Here is a 23,345-nt window from a genome sequence, read left to right on the forward strand (position 1 = left end):
ACATGTTAATGGACCAAATTATTAGTTGCCAAAGACTATACAATTATCCTTGATAAAAACATAAAGAGAAGTGAACCTTTCCGTCACAAATTCAATCTGCAAGTAAATCAAGAAACTCTTCAAGATTTTTTTCAGATACAACATTAAGCCCATTTCTTCTAAGTAAAGCTGTCGTTACGCCGATTCCAGAAATTTTTTCACCAATGAAATCGCCATTGTAAATCATTGAACTGCCACAAGATGGACTGTACTCTTTAAGAATGATTGTAGTGGCCCCTAACTCTTGCGCTATCTCTACAGTTCTTTGTGCACCCTTTATGTATAGATCCGTCACATTTCTTCCTGATTTTTCGATAACCCTCGCAGTTCCGTCTAAGACATCTTCCCCATCACCACCAACAATTTCAGCAGGTTCTCTTGGTGTACTAAAGCCCCCAAGTAACTCAGGACAAACAGTAATTGCTTTTTTGTCCGACAAAAGTTTTTCAATTCTAGCGTCCAGACAACCGGTTCCATTATAACGAACCTGTAATCCTGCTAAACAAGAACTGACAAGTATCAATTCATCCACCTCAATTTCATAATTCACTTGTCTGACAAAATATAAAACGATCATCATGCTCCCAAACATGCTCATCATCCGCAACATAACCTCTTAACCCTAACTCGCCATCTATCTTCCTGAGATAAAAACCTTTTGGAAAATCTTCGTCTTCGTTAATACTCTGCGATGCAATCGTAATCGAACCATACGGAGCTCGCTTAGTATATGCTGGTTTTTCAATGAATCCTTCTGGCTGATCCACATACATTAGTCGAAGATGAGGACCCAGTTCGAGGGGACACAATTGTAAACCAACCTGATTGGCCGCAACGTAAATTTGTTGTTAGGTAGCTCCGTTTGCAAATCCAAGCTCGCTCACTGCAAGTTCAACGGTTCTCAGTTCATAGGAATGCTCAGAAGTCGTAAAACTCTTATCAGCAACCAACCGATTTCCTAGTTCGTTTATATGAATAGACTGTTGTTGTAATTTATCAAGAAGCTGCGGTTTGGAAAGCCCCCCTACTTGAATAACTCGAACAATGGCATTGCAATTAGGATAGACATTGTCTCTCCGCTCACCCATTCGCTTCCCTCCTTTAGAATGAAAATCATTCCGAACTTTTTTGTTTGATATGATACAAAACATGCCTTCTTAAAGGACTCTCTATCGGAAGTTTAGGATGATCGAAGTATGTAGTAAAATCCATTCCAATCTTTCTCATAACATTTTGGGATGGCGTATTGATTTCAGCAGTAAAACTATAAACATCATGAAATCCTAACTCGGTAAATCCATAATGCAAACAAGCTTCCGCTCCTTCGGTTGCATACCCAGTTCCCCACGCTTCCTTTTTCAGTCTCCAACCGATTTCAATACAAGGTGTAAAATCCGCCTCAAATGTCGCCTCATGAAAACCAATGAAACCGATAAACTCGTTCCTTTCCTTTTCTTCGACAGCATAAAAACCAAAACCATAATCATGAAATTTAGAAACAATAGCTTCATAGAATTCATATGATTCATCGGCTGATAACGTTTTAGGAAAATACTTCATTACTTCGTTATCTGCATTCATTTCAGCAAAAGAAATAATATCTGCCTCTTTCCAATCACGAAATCGCAATCTAGCTGTTTCAAAATAGATCATTCTTACACCTCCAACGAAGTTTGTCTGATATACTTCGTCTACATTTTATCCCTATTGTATTACAACTTTACAGTTTCTAAAAAATACTCAATTGAACGCTTGTCCATATCATTTAGCTGTTCCGGCAACTGATTCAAAGGAAAATACTCCATTCCCTCTGATTCCTCATAATTGATTGCCAAATCACCACGAATGTCTTCTGTATAAAATACGGCAGTTGCGGAATACAATTCATCTCCATTCGCTACTTTTAAATAACAATCTGCTCCAGAGTTGACACTGAGTAACTTAAGATTACCAACGACTAATCCGGTTTCCTCAAAAACTTCTCGCTTTGCCACTTCCTCAAAACTCTCCCCTAAATCCATCAAACCACCTGGCAATCCCCAATATCCATCACGTCTTTTTTGCAATAAAACTACTTTCTTCTCATTAATCATAATGACGACTGATCCAGGTAATATGATCGGTTGATGACCGACATATTGTCTCAAATATTTGTAGTATTCCAATGCTGTCCCTCCACAAACTAAAGTAATAAGGTAATGCTAGTAAATCATCACAAGATAGTAGATTATAATTAACAGAGTAGCAATAATCGATCTGATGATGATTTTTTTTTTAGGAACGCCAGCTTTTCTTTCAATATAATTCAAGTAAATCATAACGAGAGGAAAACCTAATAGAGCAAGTATAGATCCCAAACTTCTAGTTTCAAAAAATTGATGAAGTAATGCGAAACCTATTATCAAAAGTCCAAGCGTCCCAACGAACATATGTGCATACAAAACACCTTTGTCTTTATCCTTCAATCGCTTCACTCCTAAATAGTGTTTTAGCTAAGGGTAATGATTCTAAACTTTTCTATTATGTATTGCGTCAAATAAGTAAGGTTGCTACACCAATTTATTCAAGTAAAAATTCATAACCGACATATTCAAACACTTTTTTAAATCCTATATTCTCTGCAACTGCAACAGAAGGTTTATTCATTTCCATGCAATCCCAATAAGGAACTGCATTATTCTTCAAGCAATCATTTACAAAGTGATGAGCAACGAGTTGAGCTAACTTTTTTCCTTGATGAGGCTTTAGTGTCTCAATATTGATACAATGAACATTTCCAACAACAAAACCAGAAAAACAAATACTTACCACTTCATTTCGATGAATTATACAATACCCGATGCCACAATCTAAAAAGTTTTCAATCGAAGTCCAGAACTCAAGTAATTTTCCTTTTAGAAAATCAATATTCTTGATCAAATCATCTTTAAAGAGATTCGTTTCTATTTTAATCACATCATAATCTTCATTAATAACCGGTTCGGAATGCAAATAATAATCGGATCGTTTCAATGTGTAAACCCTTTGAACCCAGCTCCCTAATTGCCTGTGATCAAAAACATGTTTAATCATTTCATTCCATCTATCATGATTACCAACACCTTCAAACCACTTAAGTTGAACTTTTTTTGCTTCAGGTATGATTACACTGTCTATAAAACCATTAATTTCACGAATAAATTTCTCGTTTTGTTCATCTCCAAAAAAGATAAACCCATCATTATTTCCTAACCAAATAAGCCCCGTTAGCGGATGATTCCGATCGTCGACAAATATACGTCCCGGGTTGAAGGATTCAACAACAGCAATTGCCTCTATTTGCCCATTATCATTTACTAAATTTCTACACTTCTTAAATTCGTCTTTTTGCAATTCTACAATCACTTACTTACACCTACCTTTTCACTTAACCTATAACGATCAACGTTTCAATCTCACACTGTAATAACGCATCGCTTTAAGACTTCCTTCTACTTCAAAGACTCCTGCTTCAATCAGTTTTTTCAGACGGAATTCTATAAATGAGTCACCTACATATTGTTCTAGATGTCCTAGAACCTCACCGATTAGTCTTGCAGATTTCATGAAGTCATTCAGCTTCGTTTTTCTATGTAGACATTCCGCTCTTTCAATAATTAAATTGTCATAAAAGTCCTCTGCAACACTCAGTATTTGTCCGTTTGTCCATATTCTTAATGAATCTTCACTTTTTGACAAAGAAAGCCAATCGTTTTCTAAATCTCTTCGCTGATGCTGCGAAAGAGGTGATTGCTTTTTACTTTGTTCATAAATCACTTGTAGTTTTTCTAGCGAAATTTCGCCCGTATGTAAAATAGTAAATTCGATATCTTTACTAGTAAAAAGTTCGCTATATTTCTCAGTCGTATTGATAACTGTAATCTTGTTACCCTTATTTTTTAATAGATAAAGAACGTAAAGCAGTCCAGTTTGCTCATGAGCGCTATCAGAGATCCAAACGGTAATTGGTATATCCTCTTGGACAGAGCTTATCTGAATAACTAATTCTTGAAATTCCTTCACATAATAGTCGAGAGAATCACCATTCTCGTCATTCACAATACTTTTCATCCAATTAAATCTAAACTCTTGCCCTTCCTCTTCATGCAGCCTATACACTGGGCCAATTGAATAAATATCCCTTATTGAAATAATCTTTTCTAATGGATATAGACCTTTCTTTTTTAAGGCTATCTTTAAACTTCCTGCACACGAATCTCCGAATAGAATATGAATCCTTTGACAATCCTCTTCTTTTTCCTTTTCTGACCGTTCTTTTGATAATTTGAAGAGCGTTTCATATAAATTTTCCACATCATTTATAAAATCCATTTCTGAATAAGTCGTTTCTTTCACAAACTTTAACCGTAATAGGATATGAAACAGCAGAGATTTTACTTCCCCTTCTGGCATCTCTTCGACAACTCTTTTTAATTCTTCAATTTTCATTTCGTTCTTCATAAACGTCACCTCTACAAACTATTGGCATATGAGTGATCTATTTAGTACTAAAAATAGTGCACCGGCATAAGTAAATTAGACAAAATAAATTACCGAACACACAACAAAATTCATGTGAAAGCCTGTAATGTCATTTAACCATTAAAGGGATGTTTTTCATTTCATATATTTTTTGGAGAGTATGGATGTGCTTATTCTTCTCCTCATCAGAGTCTGCGTATAGATACCCTTATACAAGTCTGTATCCGAATATAAGTAAGATCATCTCATATACACAATGATTTGTGATTCGAGTAACATTTGCAGACTCTGAAAAGCCATTGTAATACGCCGGGATGCATCGCTGGTAGTTGTCTACCATACTTTCGATAACAGGTTCATCCGCAATCAAGCTTGCGATATCCTTACCTAAGTAGCCCCATCCACAAGTATCCCAATCAATAAGTGCAATATTCCCTTCAGCGTAGATAAGATTGGTTACCCAGAAGTCTCGGTGACAGAGCACGAGGGGCAACTGTTCAATACGAGCAAATATCTCGTCTGTTTGTTCATCGATGTCCATGAGCATTTGCCGCACGTACAAGGGTAATTCACAGTCTTCCGAACGTACATAATCATAGACGACCGGCCATGACCGATAATGAAAATACGTATTTTCATGAAATCCGGATGGCTCAGGTTGGTCAAGTTCTCTAGCATGGCGGGTTTCTCCGCATACAGCTTACCTTGAAAGCGCCCTAACTCTAGCGCAGCCTTTTTCATACATGTCACCCGTCAACGCTAAACCGGTTACGCAATCGATATATTCAAGCCACAGATGGTATTCAGTAACTTCGGTATTGAACTCAGCGTGATAACATATCGGCCAACGGAAGGCTTTCGAGAAAGTCTCTCCCAAGATAGATGTATAGAGATCAAATTCCCTGCGCCATGAACCTGGATCGCCGTACCGATCCCATTTTTTCTGGATTTTACGTACGTTACGGTAAGGCAACCTTTCACCATCCACCGTTTCCGCTATCCCGGTTAGTAAGCAAACATCCCCCACAGTTACGCCCTGTAACGGTATAGTTTGAAAGTCAGTAGAGATGATAGTTTTATTAAAACGTCGGCTTAACACATAGATCAGCTTTTCAAGATTAATATTCATTAAATCCCCCATTTTCCTTTGATAGTCCTTGGACCGGAATACAGATACATCCGGTAAATATGATTTACTTATATTCCCTATATGTTTTACATAATTTTAACAGATAAGCTCATACATTCATATACTTATAAAAATTTGCCAGCCTTAAATTGGATGTCTTTGTCTTTCTTCATTTGTGAAAAGCTACTTCTAGTTTTATTGTATATTCGAAAACGTAATTTTTTCTATTAAGTCCGCGATAGTCGAATCCTATTGTTATTCTCAACAAGTTCTTATTCAATTAAAAAAACCGAAATCCCATCTTTTTACAGACGGGAAATTCCGGTTTATCTTTTATATAATTTATCTTCTAATCAAAGCCGCTTTTTCAATACTTAATCCAAACTCACTCCACCGTTACACTCTTCGCCAAATTCCTGGGCTTATCAACATCACAGCCACGATGTAACGCTGCATAGTAGCTGATGAGTTGCAGTGGCAACACCGATACTAAAGGTGTCAGCAATTCGTGCACCTTAGGGAGGACAAAGCGATCGTCTTCTTCCTCCATTCCTTCCATTGAAAGGATACAAGGGTTTGCCCCTCTTGCGACGACTTCTTTGACGTTACCACGAATGTTGAGGCTCACTTGCTTTTGTGTGACAAGCGTGATGACAGGAGTACCTTCTTCAATTAACGCGATTGTTCCATGTTTTAATTCGCCGCCTGCAAAGCCTTCAGCTTGGATATAAGAAATCTCTTTTAACTTCAACGCACCTTCTAGACTAACGTAATAATCCATGTTACGTCCGATGAAGAAGGCATTACGAGAAGTTGCTAAAAAGTCTCTCGCAATTGTTTCCATTTCTTCTTTGGAATCGACAAGCGTTTGAATGGCATTTGCTGCGATTGAAAGTTCTCGTTTCAAATCAAATGCTACTGATCTACCAAATGCTTTTGCAACAACGTCTGCTGTAATTGCAAGCACGGCAACTTGAGCTGTGTACGCTTTTGTGGAAGCGACGGCGATTTCAGGCCCAGCATGCAGCAAGAGTGTATGGTCTGCTTCACGTGATAATGTGGAGCCAGGGACGTTCGTCATTGTAATGGTCGGATAGCCGAGTGCTTTTATTTTCACGAGCACTTGCCTGCTATCAGCCGTTTCCCCTGATTGGGTAATGAACAAGAACAGTGGCTTTTTCGATAATAACGGCATGTTGTAACCAAATTCACTTGAAATGTGGACTTCGGTCGGTATGCCTGCCACCTTCTCCATGTATTGCTGACCGATTAACCCTGCATGCAAACTCGTACCGGCTGCGATGATGTAAAGCCGATCTGCTTCCTTGAACGCATCAACAATCGCTTCATCAATCGACAATTCACCATCAGCATTTGTATAGGCCGACACGATATTTCGAATAACACCTGGTTGTTCGTCGATTTCTTTTAACATGTAATGTGGATACGTCCCTTTTTCGATGTCGCTCATATCGAGCATCGCTGTATAAGGCGCACGCTCAATCGTTGTACCGTCTACTGTTTTGATTTCAATTGCTTCTTTTGTAACGATGACGACTTCTTCATCATGCAGCTCAATGAACTGGTCAGTCACTTGCAACATCGCCATTGCGTCTGACGCAACGACATTGCAATCTTCACCAACGCCAACTAACAACGGGCTTTTGTTTTTGGCAACGAAAATCGTTTCACGTTCGTTTTCGTCGAGCATCGCAATTGCATAAGATCCATGAAGAAGTGTTAACGTATGACGGAATGCTTCTTCTGTGTTCATACCTTCCAATACAAATTTCTCGATCAGTTGAACAATTACTTCAGTATCCGTGTCAGATGTCATTTGTACATGAGATAAATACTTTCTCTGCAATTGGACATAGTTTTCGATTACGCCATTATGAACAAGTGTAAATCGGCCTGAAGCACTCTGATGCGGATGTGAATTTTTCTTATCCGGTACCCCGTGTGTCGCCCACCGTGTATGACCGATTCCCATTTTTGTTTCGATGGATGAATCAACTGCATTCCGCAAATCCGCAATGCGTCCTTTTTCTTTCACGACGTGAACACCTGTTTCAGTATGAAGTGCTAAACCAGCTGAGTCATAGCCTCTGTATTCTAGTTTTTCAAGTCCTTTTAACAAGATTTCCATCGCGTTTGACGTTCCGATATATCCAACAATTCCACACATAGTGATTCCTCCGATTGAAGCAATGACAAAGCACACCTCGTTAAATTCAGAAGTGTCATTTGTCTGCTTATATGATTTTGCCTTTTTGCTTCTTTGTCCGTCTGATCACTCAAACGTTTTTAAAGCAAAAATTACAATCGGGCAATGTCGATCGGGAGGCATCCGCCGAACAGTTCGATATTCCTCCACCTCGTCTGCTGAAGATGTGTGTCGTCCGATTTCTCCAGCACTGGCGCTATAATTGTTTTCCGTTTACCTATTAACCGGCCCCCTTTTAGTATATGGGTCGGACACTCGATCCGACCCGTTTATCATACAAAACTTCTATTTTTCTTGTCAATCTATTGTATTGCACTACTTAATTTGTCGAATCTTTTCTGTATTGTCTCTTTCCAATCTTCGGCGAGTTCAGGAAGGCTTAACAATTTTCGCATGCCGTCGAGATCTTTCGGTCTATGAAAATAGACTTCATTGCCAAATAGGATGGACACGCCTTCTGGATGTCTTTCGATCAATTCAATCTTCGAATCTCTTCTCACGATACCTTCCTCTAAGACACGGCACAGATATCCTGTGTAGCCGGTTTCAACGATCCTCTTTAACAAACCAGGCAGATTTGTCCGTTTCGTAATCGTGCTGCATGGGACTCTACCTTGCGCAATCTGAATGACCGCTTCCCCAATTTGATAGATATCTCCAATATGTACATCCTTCTCTAACATGTTGCCAACTGTAATATTTTCCCCAAAAGTTGCCTCAGGAAGTTTTGTTTGAAATTCTTGTTCCCACAAGACATAATGCTCATAAGGATACATGCAAACTGCACGATCTGGCCCGCCATGGTGTTTAAGGTCTGCTACCCCATCACCACGGAACCCGTTTTTTGTTAGATACGCTTCAACTACTTGCTCTTTGCAAATCGCTGAAATTGTTTCTTTGTTTTCACCGTGTTTCATCGTTTTTGGTAATCCAATTGCAAACTTTATAATGTTGACCAAACTTTGCCCATCCCTTCTATTATTTTCTTGCAATTAGTATAACATGGCTTCCAAAGAACAATATACTTTTCCTTGTTCACAAGCAATAGTCGTGCTCTTTCTACAACGAAGAGATGAGACGACCATTTCCTCATCGGATACAACTTTTTTGGGGAGTACGATAAAAAACTTGTTTCAAACTTGGCTCATTGAAAATGTAGTCAAATTACGTCGTATCTTCATCTGACTACAGCGTTCCTTCTGTTGAACGATTTGTTTGATTCACGAACGTTTGTCCATCTGCACCATGTTCAACCAATCTAGCAGCAATCCTAAGTAGCTCCTGTAAATCGGATGCTTGCTTCAATAGACTCTCTCCTCATATATACCTAAGGAAACTTTTATCTTTCCAAAAAAGTACATTTTTGAACCCTGTGAAACCCTAAAATTATCAGAAGTTGATAAGCCAAGTTTGGCGGAAAGCTTTCAAATGATTTATTACAAGCGAACTGGAACAATCAATTATGAGATTGATCCTATGAACTACGAAAAAACAAAGCCATTGCAAAAGAATTGGGTTGCTGGGATTAAGAAGTACGCGATAAACTGGCCAGTTAGTGGAGTAGGACTTACGAATTTATTAACAGGTAATTAAAACATAAAGGTGGTTAGTATGAGAGATAGAGGTTCTGCCGTTCTTATAGAAAATAAAAAAGTGGCATTAATAAAGAGAATAAAGGGCGATTTGCTTTACTACGTCTTTCCAGGTGGAGGTATAGAACAAGGTGAAACTCCTAAGCAGGCAACTAATAAGAGAAGCATATGAAGAATTAGGAGTTGAAATAGACATTCATGATTGTATTGCTGAAATTGAGTTTAAGGGTAAGCAATTTTTCTTTTTGGGAAATATTGTAGGTGGCGACTTTGGTACTGGTCAAGGCGAAGAATTTTCCGATGAAAATAGTGAGACCTACATTCCTATGTGGGTGGATGTAAGTGATTTATCCACCATAGATATTAAACCAAAGGAAGTTGCCGAAATAATACAATCTTTGTTCAATTAACGGTCACGATAGTTGAAGATCGAGAGGGACAGTATTTGATGTCATTTTAACTTTGACCAAAAGTGAAACTTGCTGCAGAAGAAAAAACGTGGCAATTGTCAACGATAAATGTCTGACTGACCAACGAGAAGGAAATTAAGGAGCTGACAATTTCACTGCACCCGAACCCTCTTGGCTCGTCAAAAGACAACACTCCTTTCATTCCCGTAGTAGGTGTACATAAACGTCATCATAAAACCCAAATAAAAAACGCCTCACAATAACGTGAGACGCTGTTCCTTAAAAATGACTATTCTTCATGTTCGATCGTTCAGCTGTTTTATAGGCATCATAGATTCCCCATACCCAAACAATCGGATAGGTAATAAAACCAATTAGTACAAACATCAATAATGCATTAACCATCTGCACACCAATTAATATAAGACCTTTTAAGATTTGGCCATTGTAGATTTGACCTACACCTGTCCAAAAAAAGCTTAACACCGCAGCAATTCCAGGATTTTTCATGTCACTTCTCCTTTTCTCTTTCATACGTATTGTTAGTGTATCAAACTCAACGACCATGTACTAGCGTGTTTCGACAATTCATCAATTTATTTGCACCAACGGGTTTCAAGCAACCAATCGAGGGAATGATTGGGTAGATGAATATTTTTCCTTTGCAAGTAGTAATTGTACAAGAACTTTATTGCCACTCGTACGTCTATATATACGGAATAATTATCTTGCCGAATTGCTAGTTAGGTGATATGATAACGCGGGCTTAAGTATACTATAATTGTTTTAATAAATGAGGTGGTGATGCACTTGAGTAGACAAGAAATTCGAAAAACGAAAAAACGAAAAAAACTTGGCTTTATTATAGGAATTGTGGTTCTGTTACTTGGCGCAGGTGTGTTTTACTGGGTTACCCAATATAACCAAGGGCTTGCATTATCGGACGATGGAACATTAAAAGAACAAAATGAAGACTACGGAATCTTTGACGGTCCTGAGCCGAAATTTGGCGAGATCAACATTCTATTGCTCGGCTCCGACGCGCGAAAAGATGAAGATGGCCGTTCAGACACATTAATGATTGCAAACTACAACCAAGAAACAAAGAAAATGAAACTCGTATCCATCATGCGAGACACCTATGTGGATATCCCTGGTCACGGGATGCATAAAATGAATTCCGCATTTACATTAGGTGGACCTGAGTTAGTCCGTCAGACGATTAAAGAAAACTTTGGTTTAGACACACACTACTACGCAATGGTTGACTTTAAAGGCTTTCCGAAAATCGTGGACATTTTAGCTCCAGATGGCATTGAAGTGGATATTCCTTACACAATGTCTCACGGAATTTACATGACATTGAACCCTGGTGTCCAAACATTGCATGGAGACCAACTATTAGGTTACGTTCGTTTCCGTCATGATAGTCAAAATGATTTCGGTCGCGTAGCCCGCCAACAAGAAGTTATTTCAAAGTTAAAAGACGAAGCAGTCAGCGTGCATAGTTTAACAAAACTACCAAAATTGCTAGGTGCAGCCGATGCCTACATTGACACAAACCTTGATAAGATGAAAATGCTTTCGATCGGGAAAGGTATGCTTGATAATAAATCAGAGAAAATTGAAACACTACGGATTCCTGTCGATAAATCATTTACTGAACGTCGTGTAAATGTCGGGGAAGTATTGGAACTTGATTTCGACAAAAACATTGAAGCATTGAATGCCTTTTTAGATGATAAGAACGATCTAGCAGATACAGAAGAACCAAAAGTGGATTAATCGGTTCTCCTTGTCCGAATCAACACGTAATGTAATTAACCACAGGAATCCAGTATGCTTGGGTTTCTGTGGTTTTTTGCATATCACTCGATTCTCTTTGTATGAACGAGGTCAAAGATACGTAACAATTGCTTCCTCCACTAGTCCTCGTTTAATTTTATAGTGTGTTGCTTGCCAAGCGCCTCGACCACCTTTCATAAGTATGACTTGCGGGGATTCGTGTTTTACCCCAAGCTCCTGTGCAATCGTATTTGAAACTATTCTCGCTGATTGCACAACGACTACGTAAATTTGAATATCGCTATCGAGTGATCTCAATTCTTTTACAGCTGAAAGACTACTCAAACATGTTTTACTAAATTTGAACAATAAAATAGGCATCTCTTCAGATTGTTTCCGTACTTCATTCCAATCTGCTAACGTTTGGATCTTTTGCATAATTAACCTCCAATCAACATACCCCCACTAGTATATCACGCATATATATTTTCACTTACCTTATTGCTTTTCAGTTCACATTTCTTCATATTTCCTATAGCATACTTGTAAGCAATCAATAGGAGCGATTGAAAATAAAGGAGAATAGGTGGGATAGATATGCTAAAGTTAGCGTTTCATCCAGTGTGGGAACGAGTTGTGGACGATCAGGAAAAAGACCGTTATAAACGTGCTTTTGAGTTAATGCAACTTGAACAAGCGTCAATTTACATTACGCCAATTCGGATCATCCAAAAGAAAAAAGGCGGTATCTCTGCAACTGTATTTCTCGTGAACAATCGTGAATTCCCTCTCGAACTCCAGCAATTTAACGTACAAATGATCGATTCAAACGGCAAAGTGATCGCTCGCCAAACTTTTAAAGAGAATCTAACAATTCAAGCGTACCAAGCACTTCCCTGGTCATTTGTATTTAACGCAGCTTCAATGCTGTTAAATGAATTTGATACCGATTCTTGCACCATCCTTCTTGAGAATACGTAGAAAAAGAAGAAGAGTGTAGACAAAGTGAATTTATGACTTTGTCTACACTCTTTTTAATAAAATTAGTAATGCTTAGGAAGTTCTTCAGCCTGATTGAAAACGCTTGTCAGCCTAGGCGCGAAGACGAGCGAAGACGCGAATAGAACTAAAGTTCATGAGCGGACGAGCAAGACGAGCAACAACGGATGCGAGCGTTTGTCAACAGGCTGAGGCAGGAGGCAATTTGTAACATTGCCCCTGCCTTTACTATCAGGAATTTGGTCAGACCGTCTCGCCTTCTTTTCGAAAGAACCCGAAAATCCCGACTGTCTGAACGATATTCGTGAATGCTTGCGGATCTACTTCATTAATAATTTGCTCTAAATCATAGAGCTCATAACGTGTAATGACCAAATACAACATGTTCTTGTCTTCCTTTGAATAAGCACCTTTCGCAGGAACAATCGTAATACCTCTCACCATTTTGTCATGGATTGCCTGTTGCAGTTCATCCGCCTTATGCGTAATAATCATAGCTGTCACTTTTTCGTGACGTGTATGCAACATATCAATGACAGAAGTGGTGACATACAATGCAACCATTGTGTAAAGTGCATTTTCCGGTTCATACAAAACACCAGCGAGAACAATGATAATCCCATTCAGTAACAAGAAGTAGACGCCTATCGGCTTATCTTGTAAGCGTGATAACACCATCGCCACAATATCCATACCACCTGTTGACGCTCCTAGCTTTAACGATAATCCAACCCCTACACCCGCAATCACACCGCCAAACACAGCGTTGAGGATAATATCATCAGACAGCGACAGCACCGGTAACAGTTCAAGGAAAAGCGTTGTGAAAACGACCGAAACAATGCTATAAATCGTAAATCCTCTTCCGACTTTAAACCAGCCAAGAATGAATACAGGAATATTAAAGATGAACAGTAAAATCCCCGTACTCACAAATACTCCTAACTGATCATCTAAAATACTCGAAACAAGCTGCGCTGCCCCGGAAAAACCACTTGCATAGACATTTGCATTTATTAGGAAAAAATTCAATGACACCGCCATTAATAATGCGCCAAATATGACGACAATAATCCGTTTCGCTTCAATAAAAAACATAAGTACCTCCTACTCTTCTCAATAGCCAGTATTTGATTATACTCGAAACGCCATAATTATTCTTGCCTAAACCATCGAAAAACAAAAGAAAAACACTAGCAATTGTGCTAGTGCTCAAGAATGAACGATCTGTTTTTTATAATTCACATAAAAAAGCGACATAATACCGAAAACAAGTGTAATGGTCAGGAGTCCGATTGCTACTCCTTCCATGTCGAAGCCTTTCCAAAGGGAAATTGCAGACATACTACTAATAGAACCTATAAATAGTGCTAAAATCATAATTCGAAACATCGAGCCCATCCTCTCCATCCCAACTTGCATTTAACTGAGAAGTTTTCTCACAACCATCATACGTCAATTGAGAATATTTATCAATCATAATCAAAAAATTTTTTTTATCCTAAATACAACTTATCTGTAGCTGATTCTTTAATGATATTTTGAAAAAAGCTTGTTTTCTAGTAATAGAGGTATATAATTTTGATTTGAGAAGTAGAAAAATTTTTCAGAAACACGGTGTGCAAATGCGAACATACAATGAAAAGATCAGTATTTATCATGGGATGGCAACTACGATCGCCGTCAATTTCACAAACAATTTCTTCCCCATTTTTGCAATGACAATATTGGGGGCGACAAATTATCAAGTAGGTCTCATTAATTCTTTACCGCCCTTCATGGCCTTAATAATGACAATTCCCGCTGCAATCTTGTTAAACCGTGCACACTTACAGAAAAAGCTTGTAGCGATGTCTGTATTAATTGCTAGACTGATGTTCTTGCTCATCATTGCTCTTGTGTACATCCCCTCTCAACCAGCACAAGCTTGGTTATTCCTCATCATCGTAGCACTCATGAATTTGCCGAATACGGTGGCGAATATTGGTTGGCAGACGTTTATTAGTAGCTTAGTAAAAGAATCAAGACGCGGACAATTTTTTAGTGATCGAAACCGATTGTTGACAATTGTCGGATTGATTTCAACACTGAGCATTGGCATCATCATGAAAGATGCTTCCGCCAATGTCGTAGCTTATCAAGTATTGTTCGGTATTGCGTTCTGTTTCGGATTACTTGAAGTGTATTTATTGCTAAAACATGAGGAAGAACCTGTAAAAACAGACGGACTCGTTGGGAAAAAGAAAGCAATGGATTGGACAATCTTCAAACATAAAAATTATGTCGCATTCCTGATCGCTGCGCTAGTCTTTAACCTAGGTTGGCAAATGGCATGGGGTATTTTCAACATCTATCATGTACGGGTTGTAGGCGCAACGATCTTTTGGATTAGTATGTTTTCAGTCGGTAGTATGCTCGCGCAATTCATATCGTTTCCATTATGGCGTAAGTGGGCAGAAAAACGGTCCAACACGCTCGTATTTGTTTGGGCTGCGATCGGAATGGCTACAACGCCCTTTCTTACGGTTCTGTCCACTAACCTTTTTTACATAACGCTTATTCAGACGTCATCAGGCTTTTTCTTGGCAGGTATCGTTCTGTTATTGTTCAATTTACTACTCGAGCAGTCACCTGAAGCGGTGAGGACCTATTGTATTACGACTTACAATGTATTACTCTCGGTTGTGGCCGTGATCGCGCCACAAATTGGTATTCTCTTATTGGACACACTCGGTGTGGACGTCGCTATGTACATAAATTCATCCGTACGATTCTTCAGTGCCCTGTTGTTTTTCATTGTCTATCTTAAGTATGCGAAATCAGTGAAACAGTTGACGTCATAAAGAAAAGAGCGTCTGTCAAAATGGACAGCGCTCTTTTTGTGTTAGATAAACATTTCGTACAATCCAATGATGATGAGTAAAATTCCAGCGATTGCATCGGAATGACGACCAAACCAAGACCGTCCAAGTTGTTGGCCAAGTTGGACACCGATGACAATTGAAATTACAGAGAACACGCCGATCGATAGCGCAGCAGGAAATGGCGGTACCCCGGTAATCCCTGCACCAAATCCGATTGACAAACAGTTTATGGCGAGGAGAAAACCGAGAAGGATAGCTTCTTTCCAACTAATCGCTATCAATCGATTTGGTTTTTCGTGTTGCGTACCCAACAAGTTTTTATACAAAAGCCAAATGCCAATACAGATTAATAAACTTCCCCCAATCAAATTTGCAAACATGACAGGCAGCGTTTCCGCCAACTCTGCTCCTATCCTTAACGCGACATAAGCAAAGAGAGCCGAAATCGCTGAAATGAATAACGTGTATTTCATTGGGATTTTGTTAAAACGCAACCCATACGATATGCTAATACCGACATTATCCAAGTTCGCAACAATACCAAGTAATAGGATTGTTAGCACAATCATTGTATCCCTCCGCACTCGTCTAGCATCCTTTATGTATATGTCCAGAAGCAACGGAGACGGTAGGCATTGAAACAGGTTTTACATGTTGTTTTCCATAGTAGAATGCATTTTCGTTATTTGATAAGCTATAAAACATATATAACGATAGGAGGAAGAGCCAATGGCAGAACACCAATTTCATTTATCTGCAAGCTGGCCAGGCTTGAGAAATGATGTAGGTACAATTGAAACAGCTAATTTAAAAACACACGTATCCATTCCACCTGAGATGGACGGCCCCGGAGTAGGGACAAACCCGGATGAAATGCTGCTTGGCGCAGCAGCCACTTGTTATATCATTACGCTAGCTGCCATGATGGAAAGAAATCATATTGAGAAAACGAGTTTAACGATGGAATCTGTAGGGATAGTAGATGTAACGAATGGCGTCATTACATACAAAGAGATACTCCATAAACCGCTCGTTGTCTTACCAGCGACTGCTTCTGAAAAAGAGATAGAAAAAGTTGAACGGTTAACGAAAAAAGCGGAATCGTCTTGCATGATTAGCCGTGCTTTGCAAGGAAACGTACTTGTAACCGTAGAAGCAACGATTACTCTGCTATAAGTTTGTGGTTTTTTTGTTTAATGACTCGTGACGCGGTTATTTTACTGCTTGCGCGTCGATAAAAGCAGCTTATTGACGCGTGACACAGTTATTTCTCTACTCGCGCGTCATTAAAAGCACTTATTGACGCGTTACACAGGTTTTTCACCGCTCCCGCGTCTTTATAATCCACTCTTCAAACAAGCTCTTACCTCTCATAACATTCAACATCTTCCACATGCATACCTATCGACAAAAAAACCGTGTGAGACGTCATGCATTTGTCTCACACGGGTTTATCATGAATTTATTCAAAATCAGCGTAAATTCTTCACAAGGAATCCACCGTTAAACGTAGTGGGTTCATACGAAATGATAAACGCTTTTGGAGCGATTCCAAGTATCATATTCCGCAATTTTTGTTCATCTTTGCGTTTTGCAAGTACTTTCATGACAAGCCGTTTACCGTCTTTGCCATCTGCAAACCAAGAGGTTACGCCATAATTCTTCTCTCGCAATTGTCTACAAATATCCATATCCGTATCATTTACAACAACTTCAAATACGGTATAACCAAGCGCAAGTTTTTTCTCAATTCGGCTTCCGACATAAACACCTAATCCCCACCCAAAACAGTATGCTGCAATATTGATAGGCTTGTCGAGGTTATCAAGTACTAACGTAAGCCCCATTAAATAGATAAATACTTCAGCCATTGAAACAAAAGAGGCAATCACACGTAATCCTTTAAATGTAAAGAGAACACGCAATGTAAACAATGAGACATATGCCAAGTTAATGACAATTATCGTTAATATCATGGACAGCATACTTTTCCCCTACTCTACGTTTAATTAAAATCGCATACTTTCAAAATCTCGAGCATGTTTAGTAACCGAAAAACTTCCATTGTTCGTTAGAATAACCGTATCTGAATGACGGAATCCACCAACACCTGGAACGTAAATTCCTGGTTCAATTGTATAAACCATTCCTTCTTGCAAGATCAAGTCATTGTCAAACCGTAAATAAGGTTCTTCGTGTTCTGATAAACCAAGGCCGTGTCCGACACGATGTTGAACGTAATCAGCCAGTCCAGCTTTCTTAAAAACATTAAAACAGGCAATATCTACTTCACCTGCAGTAATACCAGGACGAATGAGTTCCATCCCTACTTGCTGTGCTTCAATTGCTAATTTGAGTAGATCTTTTTGTCTTTCAGTTACATTTCCAATCAAAAATGTCCTTTCGTTTTCTGCACGGTAATTGTTAAACCATACTTGACGGCTATGGACAACAACATCTCCATCCTTGAATTTACGTGTACTGGAGTATAGATGCGGCATCTCACTTCGAGGTAAACCAGAACATGTCCAGTCCTCATAACCGATTAATTCGTCTGGATAATCCTTTGAAGCCTTTTCGAGAAGAAGTCGGTCTCCATACGAATCAAATTCAAGCTCGCTCATACCGATCTGCACATTTTTCAATGATTCACCAATCGCTAAATCGGACAAATGACCCGCCACTTTTAACAGTTCAATTTCATGAGCATCCTTGATGGAGCGCATTTCTGTTATTTTAGCTCCAATATCAACGAGCAGGAAACCCATATTTTGCACAAACAAATAAACGGATGCTGGTAACACACCGACCTCTACACCAATTTTTGTATTCCGCGGATACTGTTGCAAAATGTTTGTTAGATGTTCAATGTACGTCAACACTTGTTCTCGCAAACCATATTGCTCATAGTAAACATGGATTCGATCCACGTTCGCTTTTTCATCGGCATGCGCTTCTTCTAGACCTGGAATAATTAACTGCACTTCATTCTCTTCTAGCAAAGTGACAATTGGGCGTGAGTAGGAGATGGCTCGAAAACCCGTCAAATAAAATTGATTATCTGGCTCCCACACAATGGAAAGCTTTACATCATTAACGTCCATAAACTTTCTAATTTGATTGACTCGCTTTTGAATGACCACGATTAAACCCTCACTTCACATTGATTATTTACTAATCATGATTAGTAAACCTATAAAAAAATTTATCCAGTGAAAAGGAGACGAATAATCGCCTCCTCCAATCATGTCTTCCTTTAAACAAATTCTCTTTGGATTGCAGTATTCCACGTACGATCGAATACTACCTCGTCCCCTTCATATGCAATTAACTGATTGACTAAATAGAAATTCTTTTCATCGGCTGTCATGACACTTGAAGTTTCTAGGCTTGTTTGCCAATCATCTCGACCGACTGTTAATGTCCAATCACATTGTACTTTAGCAGATAGCGGATCATTTTCTTTAACTGTGTAGATATTGCGATTCGTACTTCCATATTCAATGCCATTACTATGCAGTTTCCTTGCTCCTTCATCTGAAAAATCATCGAGCGTCCACGTATTTGTGACCACATCATGTATGATTTCCCTAGTTCGATTTGCTTCGCGTAAAATGTCCTTCTCAAGAACTGGAGCTGTTTCAGGATGCTGGAATGGTGTTAATTTGAAATCTAACGGTTTTGGTTCACGTACAGGCAAAGACAAGTACGTTTTTTCGTTAGAAGAGACCGTCAATGTCACTTCTTCTGGTGAAGGCCAAGCATGCGGCCAGTACGTTGGAGAAATCGCTAACTCCCACCGATGACCTTCAGCTAATGTGTGACCGATTGCATTCATCATCACAGCTATTTCATAGGTTTTTCCTGGCTCTAATAATTCAGGGAATTCATGGCTATTCCGATGTGTTAAGTTTAATAATCCCCACGTAACTCTCGTTGATGAACCATCAGGCGCGACATCATTCAACCGCACTGACAATAATGCGTTCGGTTGGTTAGATGAGAGTTCAACATGAAACGTAGGATGTCCTAAAATATGAACCTTCTCTTTTGTCGGTTCCGTTGTAAATACAACTGCATAGCCGTTTTCAGTCCGTTGGTCACCAGGTAAATCTCCCGGTTGACCAAACGGGCAAAATACACCTGCATGGAGTCCATGTTGTTGGACACTGCCGACAATAATCTCCTCTTCTGCTCCTACTTCACACTGTAGTTTAGACCCGTTGAGATAGTATTTCTTATCAATCAAATCAGCCGGTGGCCATTGCTCTTCAGCAACCCAGTGTCCTGGACGGACGAAATAATCTGTTTGTGGCGGGACACTATCCTGGATCCAAGCTCTAAGCTTCGGCTCGTCCATGATGCCTGTGTCAATTCCCTTTAACCAGTGATCGTACCATCGTAGACATTCTTGCAGGAATCCAATTTGCGGTCCAGGAACCGCCATTTCTGGGTATTCATGCGCCCATGGTCCGATCAAGCCTTTAGAGGGTCCTTTGAGTCCTTCCAATAACCGTGGGATGGCGTTTGTATACCCATCTGCCCAGCCCCCTACTGCAAATACAGGGATGTCAATGTCATCATAATTCTCACAAACTGACCCGTGCTTCCAATAGTCATCACGACGCTGATGTTTTACCCATTCTTCTACATACGGCGGGGTCTTTTCTAATCGATCAAGCCAATTTTGACGCCAACTCTCACCCACAACAGCCGGATCTGCAGGTCTTGCATTATAAGCAAACATTGTCGATGCCCACCAAAGCATGTCAGAGGCAAGCATTGCTCCTCCTTTGTAGTGAACATCATCTGCATACCGATCATCTGTTGAACAAAGGGTAATCACTGCTTTTAAAGCAGGATGGCGTCGTGCAGCAACTTGCAAGCCATTAAAGCCACCCCACGATTTTCCAATCATCCCTACGCCTCCTGTAAACCACGGCTGTTGTGAAATCCACGTGAGGACTTCAAGGGCATCATCTTGTTCTTGTTTTAAATATTCATCGTATAAAATCCCATCTGAATTTCCAGCACCTCTAATATCGACACGAATACTTGCATAACCATGTCCAGCAAAATAAGGATGACGTAACGAATCGCGAAGAGCGGTGAAATCATCTTTTCGATAAGGAATATATTCCAAGATTGCCGGTACGGGATGTTGTTCTGCATCTTCCGGTAACCAAATACTTGCAGAAAGACGAGTGCCATCAGACATCGGAATCCAAATGTTCTTAATTTCCTTTACCTTTCTCGGAAACTCTTCCCGAATAATGCGATTTGATTCACGTACGTTGAAAACCATTACGATTACCTCCAGAAATTGAGATTTTCCTTATTGCTTTGGAAAGTCCTGTTTTAACCATTTTAATAGTGAAACGATAAGTAATAAATAGAATACATAAATTGGGATGGATACGACAACTGCTGATGTTTGAATAACGCGTAATCCACCTATTAAGAGTAGAGAGAGTGAAATTGCTGCCAAAATTATGCCCCAAACCATTCGGTGCCATCTTGCTGGCTCTTGACCTTCATTCAATTCTTTCGTAGCAATCGCAGAAAGAATATATGTTGCTGAGTCCATTGATGTTGAAAGGAAAATTACGGCTAAGACAACAAAAAACACTAGTACAATTGCACTTAACGGTAAGGATTGTAAAATCGCTACAACCGCTGCTGGACCGCCACTGTCTGCCAAGATGTCTTTAACTGGTACGATATTTTCCAATTGCAAGTTCATCGTATATCCGCCGAATACCATGAAGTATAGCCAACCACCGATAGATCCCCACAATAGCATATGGGTGATAAGTTGACGTAACGTTCTCCCTTTTGAAATGCGCGCTACAAATAAGCCCATGAAAGGAGCTGTAGCAGCAAACCATGCCCAATAAAAGACCGTCCAACCTTGAGGGAAGCCACCCTGACTAATTGGATCTGTATAGAAGCTCATCATTGCGAAGTTTTGAATCATCATACCAAAACTATTCGTAAAGTACGTTAAAATAAATAACGTTGGCCCTGCGATAAATACAAAAATAGCTAGCGCTAGTGCTAAATAGACATTAAGGTCACTTAAGCGTCTAATCCCTTTATGCAGCCCCAAATAAGCACTCGCAGAGTAAATAATCGTAATACAAATTACGATAATAGCATCTAACGTTAAGGATTGTTCAAGTCCAAATATCGCTCCGACTACTGCAGAAACCATTGGAACACCTAATCCTAGTGACGTTCCTAGTCCCCCAACGAGACTCCAAATGACCAATATGTCAATTAGCTTACCTACCCAACCATCCGCATACTTACCAAGCGCCCCACTTAGTGCAACACTCATTTTTAATGAAGGTCGCTTTTTGATGAAGTATGAATACGCGATGACGACAGTTGGAAATGCATAAAGTGACCATGCGGAAATCCCCCAATGAAATAGACCATACGTCAATGCCCATTCCGCTGCTTCGTTACTCTCAGGTTCAATGCCAAAAGGCGGGCCGGTGAAATAATAGAGTGGTTCCATCATTGACCAGTACATAATACTTGTTCCCATACCTGCAGTGAACAACATTGTTCCCCAGCTGAAAGTTGAGAATTCTGGTTTTCCATCCCCTAACTTAATCGCTCCATATCTACTAAAAGCCAACCAAATCAGTAAAATAAACAAACCAATTGTTAAAAACTGAAATGCCCAATCCATTTTATAAGTAATGGCCGTCATTACATTATCCAATATGGGTTGTGCTGTAGATTTGTTTAGTACTAGTAACACGGTTACAGCTACGATAACTACGATAGACGCCCAAAAAATTGTTGAATCAATACGTGCTTTTTTCATGTCCTCACCCCTATTTTGACAGTTAATTGATTGCAAAGGCTTTCATCATGTTTGACAACGCTTACAAAACCACCTCACGGACGCTAGAAGTAGTTTTACAATAAACATCGAAAGCATCATTGCAACAATAATCACAATCAGATAAGATAAACTAATCATGATTATTTATTAATATCGATTATTCTACCACAGTCAAAATTGAAGAACAATCTAAAATTCTAATAAACTGATTTGTAAATATTGTATACTGAATGATAAAGTGGTTTAAATTGATTACTAGAAGATGCGGGGTGTATGAATGAGCAACAAGACGATACAAATGAGTAGAATGTGGAAATATTTCATTGAAGCTACCGTGGAAATTATTCAAGAAGACGGTATTGAGCAAGTGACCATTCGGAAAGTAGCTGATCGAGCGGGTTACAACAGCGCGACGATTTACAATTATTTCGGTGAGGTTTCTCATTTAATATTTTTTGCTTCCATGAAGCTCTTACAAGATTACGTGGAGGATGTGAGCAATTATATTAAAAACGGACAAACGCCATTAGAAAAGTATTGGCTCTCCTGGGAATGCTTTTGCAAGCACTCTTTTAAACAACCGAGCATTTTTCATGCCGTGTTCATTATGAACTTAGGGATCATCCGGAAAAATTGATTGAAGATTACTATGAGATGTACCCTGCTGAATTAATTAACGTTCCCGATGAATTAAAACCTATTTTATTCGAAAGACGCATTACAATGCGTGGCAAATCGCTATTGCAACAAGCTGCTCAACAAAAGCAAATCGCAGAAGATCACATCGAATCGCTCAACGACATGTCAATTCTTGTTTGGCAAGGAATGCTGACAAACATCTTAAATAATCGTCTCGATTATGATTTAGTTACAGCAGAGAAAAAAACGCTCGATTATATTCATCAACTCGTGGAAATGGCAAAAGTTCGCTAATTCCAATA

General features: G+C 39.3%; 26 protein-coding genes and 1 pseudogene. 7 read left to right on the top strand and 20 right to left on the bottom strand.

Annotation, left to right across the window (positions count from 1 at the left end; translation table 11 throughout):
• Positions 1-91: 91 nt before the first annotated feature.
• The 11 genes from ACVHUV_RS13745 to ACVHUV_RS13795 all read right to left on the bottom strand — a co-directional run bounded on the left by ACVHUV_RS13745 (position 92) and on the right by ACVHUV_RS13795 (position 8,812).
• Complete coding sequence (locus tag ACVHUV_RS13745; RefSeq protein ID WP_462086916.1) at positions 92-562, bottom strand: 2-thiouracil desulfurase family protein; 471 nt, start codon at positions 560-562, stop codon at positions 92-94.
• Positions 563-887: 325 nt separating this feature from the next.
• Positions 888-1,127, bottom strand: coding sequence for a hypothetical protein (locus ACVHUV_RS13750; protein ID WP_462084974.1), 240 nt, complete (start codon positions 1,125-1,127; stop codon positions 888-890).
• Between the two features lie 25 nt (positions 1,128-1,152).
• The gene (locus ACVHUV_RS13755; RefSeq protein WP_462084975.1) at positions 1,153-1,692 is read right to left on the bottom strand and encodes a GNAT family N-acetyltransferase; all 540 of its coding nucleotides are present in this window, start codon (positions 1,690-1,692) and stop codon (positions 1,153-1,155) included.
• A 59-nt stretch (positions 1,693-1,751) separates the two neighbouring features.
• Positions 1,752-2,204, bottom strand: coding sequence for an NUDIX hydrolase (locus ACVHUV_RS13760; RefSeq protein ID WP_462084976.1), 453 nt, complete (start codon positions 2,202-2,204; stop codon positions 1,752-1,754).
• Positions 2,205-2,240: 36 nt separating this feature from the next.
• Entirely contained in the window at positions 2,241-2,504 is a 264-nt protein-coding gene (locus ACVHUV_RS13765) for a hypothetical protein (protein WP_462084977.1), read from the bottom strand.
• Between the two features lie 94 nt (positions 2,505-2,598).
• Positions 2,599-3,423: a GNAT family N-acetyltransferase gene (locus ACVHUV_RS13770; protein ID WP_462084978.1), complete on the bottom strand. Its 825-nt coding sequence runs from the start codon at positions 3,421-3,423 to the stop codon at positions 2,599-2,601.
• Between the two features lie 36 nt (positions 3,424-3,459).
• Positions 3,460-4,518: a DUF1835 domain-containing protein gene (locus ACVHUV_RS13775; RefSeq protein WP_462084979.1), complete on the bottom strand. Its 1,059-nt coding sequence runs from the start codon at positions 4,516-4,518 to the stop codon at positions 3,460-3,462.
• A gap of 229 nt (positions 4,519-4,747) precedes the next feature.
• Entirely contained in the window at positions 4,748-5,086 is a 339-nt protein-coding gene (locus ACVHUV_RS13780; RefSeq protein ID WP_462084980.1) for a phosphotransferase, read from the bottom strand.
• A gap of 153 nt (positions 5,087-5,239) precedes the next feature.
• Complete coding sequence (locus tag ACVHUV_RS13785) at positions 5,240-5,668, bottom strand: hypothetical protein (RefSeq protein ID WP_462084981.1); 429 nt, start codon at positions 5,666-5,668, stop codon at positions 5,240-5,242.
• A gap of 385 nt (positions 5,669-6,053) precedes the next feature.
• Positions 6,054-7,856, bottom strand: coding sequence for a glutamine--fructose-6-phosphate transaminase (isomerizing) (gene glmS, locus ACVHUV_RS13790; RefSeq protein ID WP_462084982.1), 1,803 nt, complete (start codon positions 7,854-7,856; stop codon positions 6,054-6,056).
• Between the two features lie 341 nt (positions 7,857-8,197).
• Complete coding sequence (locus ACVHUV_RS13795) at positions 8,198-8,812, bottom strand: MOSC domain-containing protein (protein ID WP_317942319.1); 615 nt, start codon at positions 8,810-8,812, stop codon at positions 8,198-8,200.
• Between the two features lie 694 nt (positions 8,813-9,506).
• On the opposite strand from ACVHUV_RS13795, the pseudogene ACVHUV_RS13800 reads away from it, so the two are divergent.
• Positions 9,507-9,897 (top strand): annotated as a pseudogene (locus ACVHUV_RS13800) (NUDIX hydrolase).
• 279 nt (positions 9,898-10,176) lie between these two features.
• On the opposite strand, the gene ACVHUV_RS13805 reads toward ACVHUV_RS13800, so the two are convergent.
• Positions 10,177-10,407, bottom strand: a complete 231-nt coding sequence (locus ACVHUV_RS13805; RefSeq protein ID WP_462084983.1) for a hypothetical protein — start codon at positions 10,405-10,407, stop codon at positions 10,177-10,179.
• A gap of 294 nt (positions 10,408-10,701) precedes the next feature.
• Between ACVHUV_RS13805 and ACVHUV_RS13810 the strand changes: the two genes are divergently transcribed.
• The gene (locus ACVHUV_RS13810; RefSeq protein ID WP_462084984.1) at positions 10,702-11,682 is read left to right on the top strand and encodes an LCP family protein; all 981 of its coding nucleotides are present in this window, start codon (positions 10,702-10,704) and stop codon (positions 11,680-11,682) included.
• A 111-nt stretch (positions 11,683-11,793) separates the two neighbouring features.
• Here the strand turns inward: ACVHUV_RS13810 and ytxJ are convergent, their stop codons facing one another.
• Entirely contained in the window at positions 11,794-12,120 is a 327-nt protein-coding gene (gene ytxJ, locus ACVHUV_RS13815; RefSeq protein WP_462084985.1) for a bacillithiol system redox-active protein YtxJ, read from the bottom strand.
• 159 nt (positions 12,121-12,279) lie between these two features.
• Between ytxJ and ACVHUV_RS13820 the strand changes: the two genes are divergently transcribed.
• Positions 12,280-12,663: an SLAP domain-containing protein gene (locus ACVHUV_RS13820; protein ID WP_462084986.1), complete on the top strand. Its 384-nt coding sequence runs from the start codon at positions 12,280-12,282 to the stop codon at positions 12,661-12,663.
• A gap of 261 nt (positions 12,664-12,924) precedes the next feature.
• Here the strand turns inward: ACVHUV_RS13820 and ACVHUV_RS13825 are convergent, their stop codons facing one another.
• Both ACVHUV_RS13825 and ACVHUV_RS13830 read right to left on the bottom strand, forming a co-directional pair.
• Positions 12,925-13,779, bottom strand: a complete 855-nt coding sequence (locus ACVHUV_RS13825; RefSeq protein WP_371389600.1) for a YitT family protein — start codon at positions 13,777-13,779, stop codon at positions 12,925-12,927.
• 114 nt (positions 13,780-13,893) lie between these two features.
• Entirely contained in the window at positions 13,894-14,073 is a 180-nt protein-coding gene (locus ACVHUV_RS13830; RefSeq protein WP_462084987.1) for a hypothetical protein, read from the bottom strand.
• A 194-nt stretch (positions 14,074-14,267) separates the two neighbouring features.
• Between ACVHUV_RS13830 and ACVHUV_RS13835 the strand changes: the two genes are divergently transcribed.
• The gene (locus ACVHUV_RS13835) at positions 14,268-15,524 is read left to right on the top strand and encodes an MFS transporter (protein ID WP_462084988.1); all 1,257 of its coding nucleotides are present in this window, start codon (positions 14,268-14,270) and stop codon (positions 15,522-15,524) included.
• Between the two features lie 41 nt (positions 15,525-15,565).
• Here ACVHUV_RS13835 and ACVHUV_RS13840 read toward each other — a convergent pair whose 3' ends face one another.
• Positions 15,566-16,114 (bottom strand): manganese efflux pump MntP, encoded by a 549-nt coding sequence (locus ACVHUV_RS13840; protein ID WP_371389597.1) that lies wholly within the window; start codon positions 16,112-16,114, stop codon positions 15,566-15,568.
• A gap of 160 nt (positions 16,115-16,274) precedes the next feature.
• On the opposite strand from ACVHUV_RS13840, the gene ACVHUV_RS13845 reads away from it, so the two are divergent.
• Positions 16,275-16,721 (top strand): OsmC family protein, encoded by a 447-nt coding sequence (locus ACVHUV_RS13845; RefSeq protein WP_462084989.1) that lies wholly within the window; start codon positions 16,275-16,277, stop codon positions 16,719-16,721.
• 296 nt (positions 16,722-17,017) lie between these two features.
• On the opposite strand, the gene ACVHUV_RS13850 is transcribed toward ACVHUV_RS13845, so the two are convergent.
• From ACVHUV_RS13850 to ACVHUV_RS13865, 4 genes are all read right to left on the bottom strand, one after another.
• Complete coding sequence (locus ACVHUV_RS13850) at positions 17,018-17,530, bottom strand: DUF2179 domain-containing protein (protein ID WP_317941975.1); 513 nt, start codon at positions 17,528-17,530, stop codon at positions 17,018-17,020.
• Between the two features lie 24 nt (positions 17,531-17,554).
• On the bottom strand, positions 17,555-18,688 hold the full coding sequence (locus ACVHUV_RS13855) for a M24 family metallopeptidase (RefSeq protein WP_462084990.1): 1,134 nt from the start codon (positions 18,686-18,688) through the stop codon (positions 17,555-17,557).
• 113 nt (positions 18,689-18,801) lie between these two features.
• Positions 18,802-20,850: a CocE/NonD family hydrolase gene (locus tag ACVHUV_RS13860; RefSeq protein ID WP_462084991.1), complete on the bottom strand. Its 2,049-nt coding sequence runs from the start codon at positions 20,848-20,850 to the stop codon at positions 18,802-18,804.
• A gap of 30 nt (positions 20,851-20,880) precedes the next feature.
• On the bottom strand, positions 20,881-22,383 hold the full coding sequence (locus ACVHUV_RS13865) for a BCCT family transporter (RefSeq protein WP_317941978.1): 1,503 nt from the start codon (positions 22,381-22,383) through the stop codon (positions 20,881-20,883).
• 298 nt (positions 22,384-22,681) lie between these two features.
• On the opposite strand from ACVHUV_RS13865, the gene ACVHUV_RS13870 reads away from it, so the two are divergent.
• Together ACVHUV_RS13870 and ACVHUV_RS13875 are read left to right on the top strand one after the other, a co-directional pair.
• Positions 22,682-23,041 (top strand): TetR family transcriptional regulator, encoded by a 360-nt coding sequence (locus tag ACVHUV_RS13870; protein WP_462084992.1) that lies wholly within the window; start codon positions 22,682-22,684, stop codon positions 23,039-23,041.
• Entirely contained in the window at positions 23,038-23,337 is a 300-nt protein-coding gene (locus ACVHUV_RS13875; RefSeq protein ID WP_462084993.1) for a hypothetical protein, read from the top strand. The genes ACVHUV_RS13870 and ACVHUV_RS13875 overlap by 4 nt, the downstream gene beginning before the upstream one ends.
• Positions 23,338-23,345: the final 8 nt, after the last annotated feature.

The sequence above is a fragment of the Sporosarcina saromensis genome (assembly GCF_054901285.1).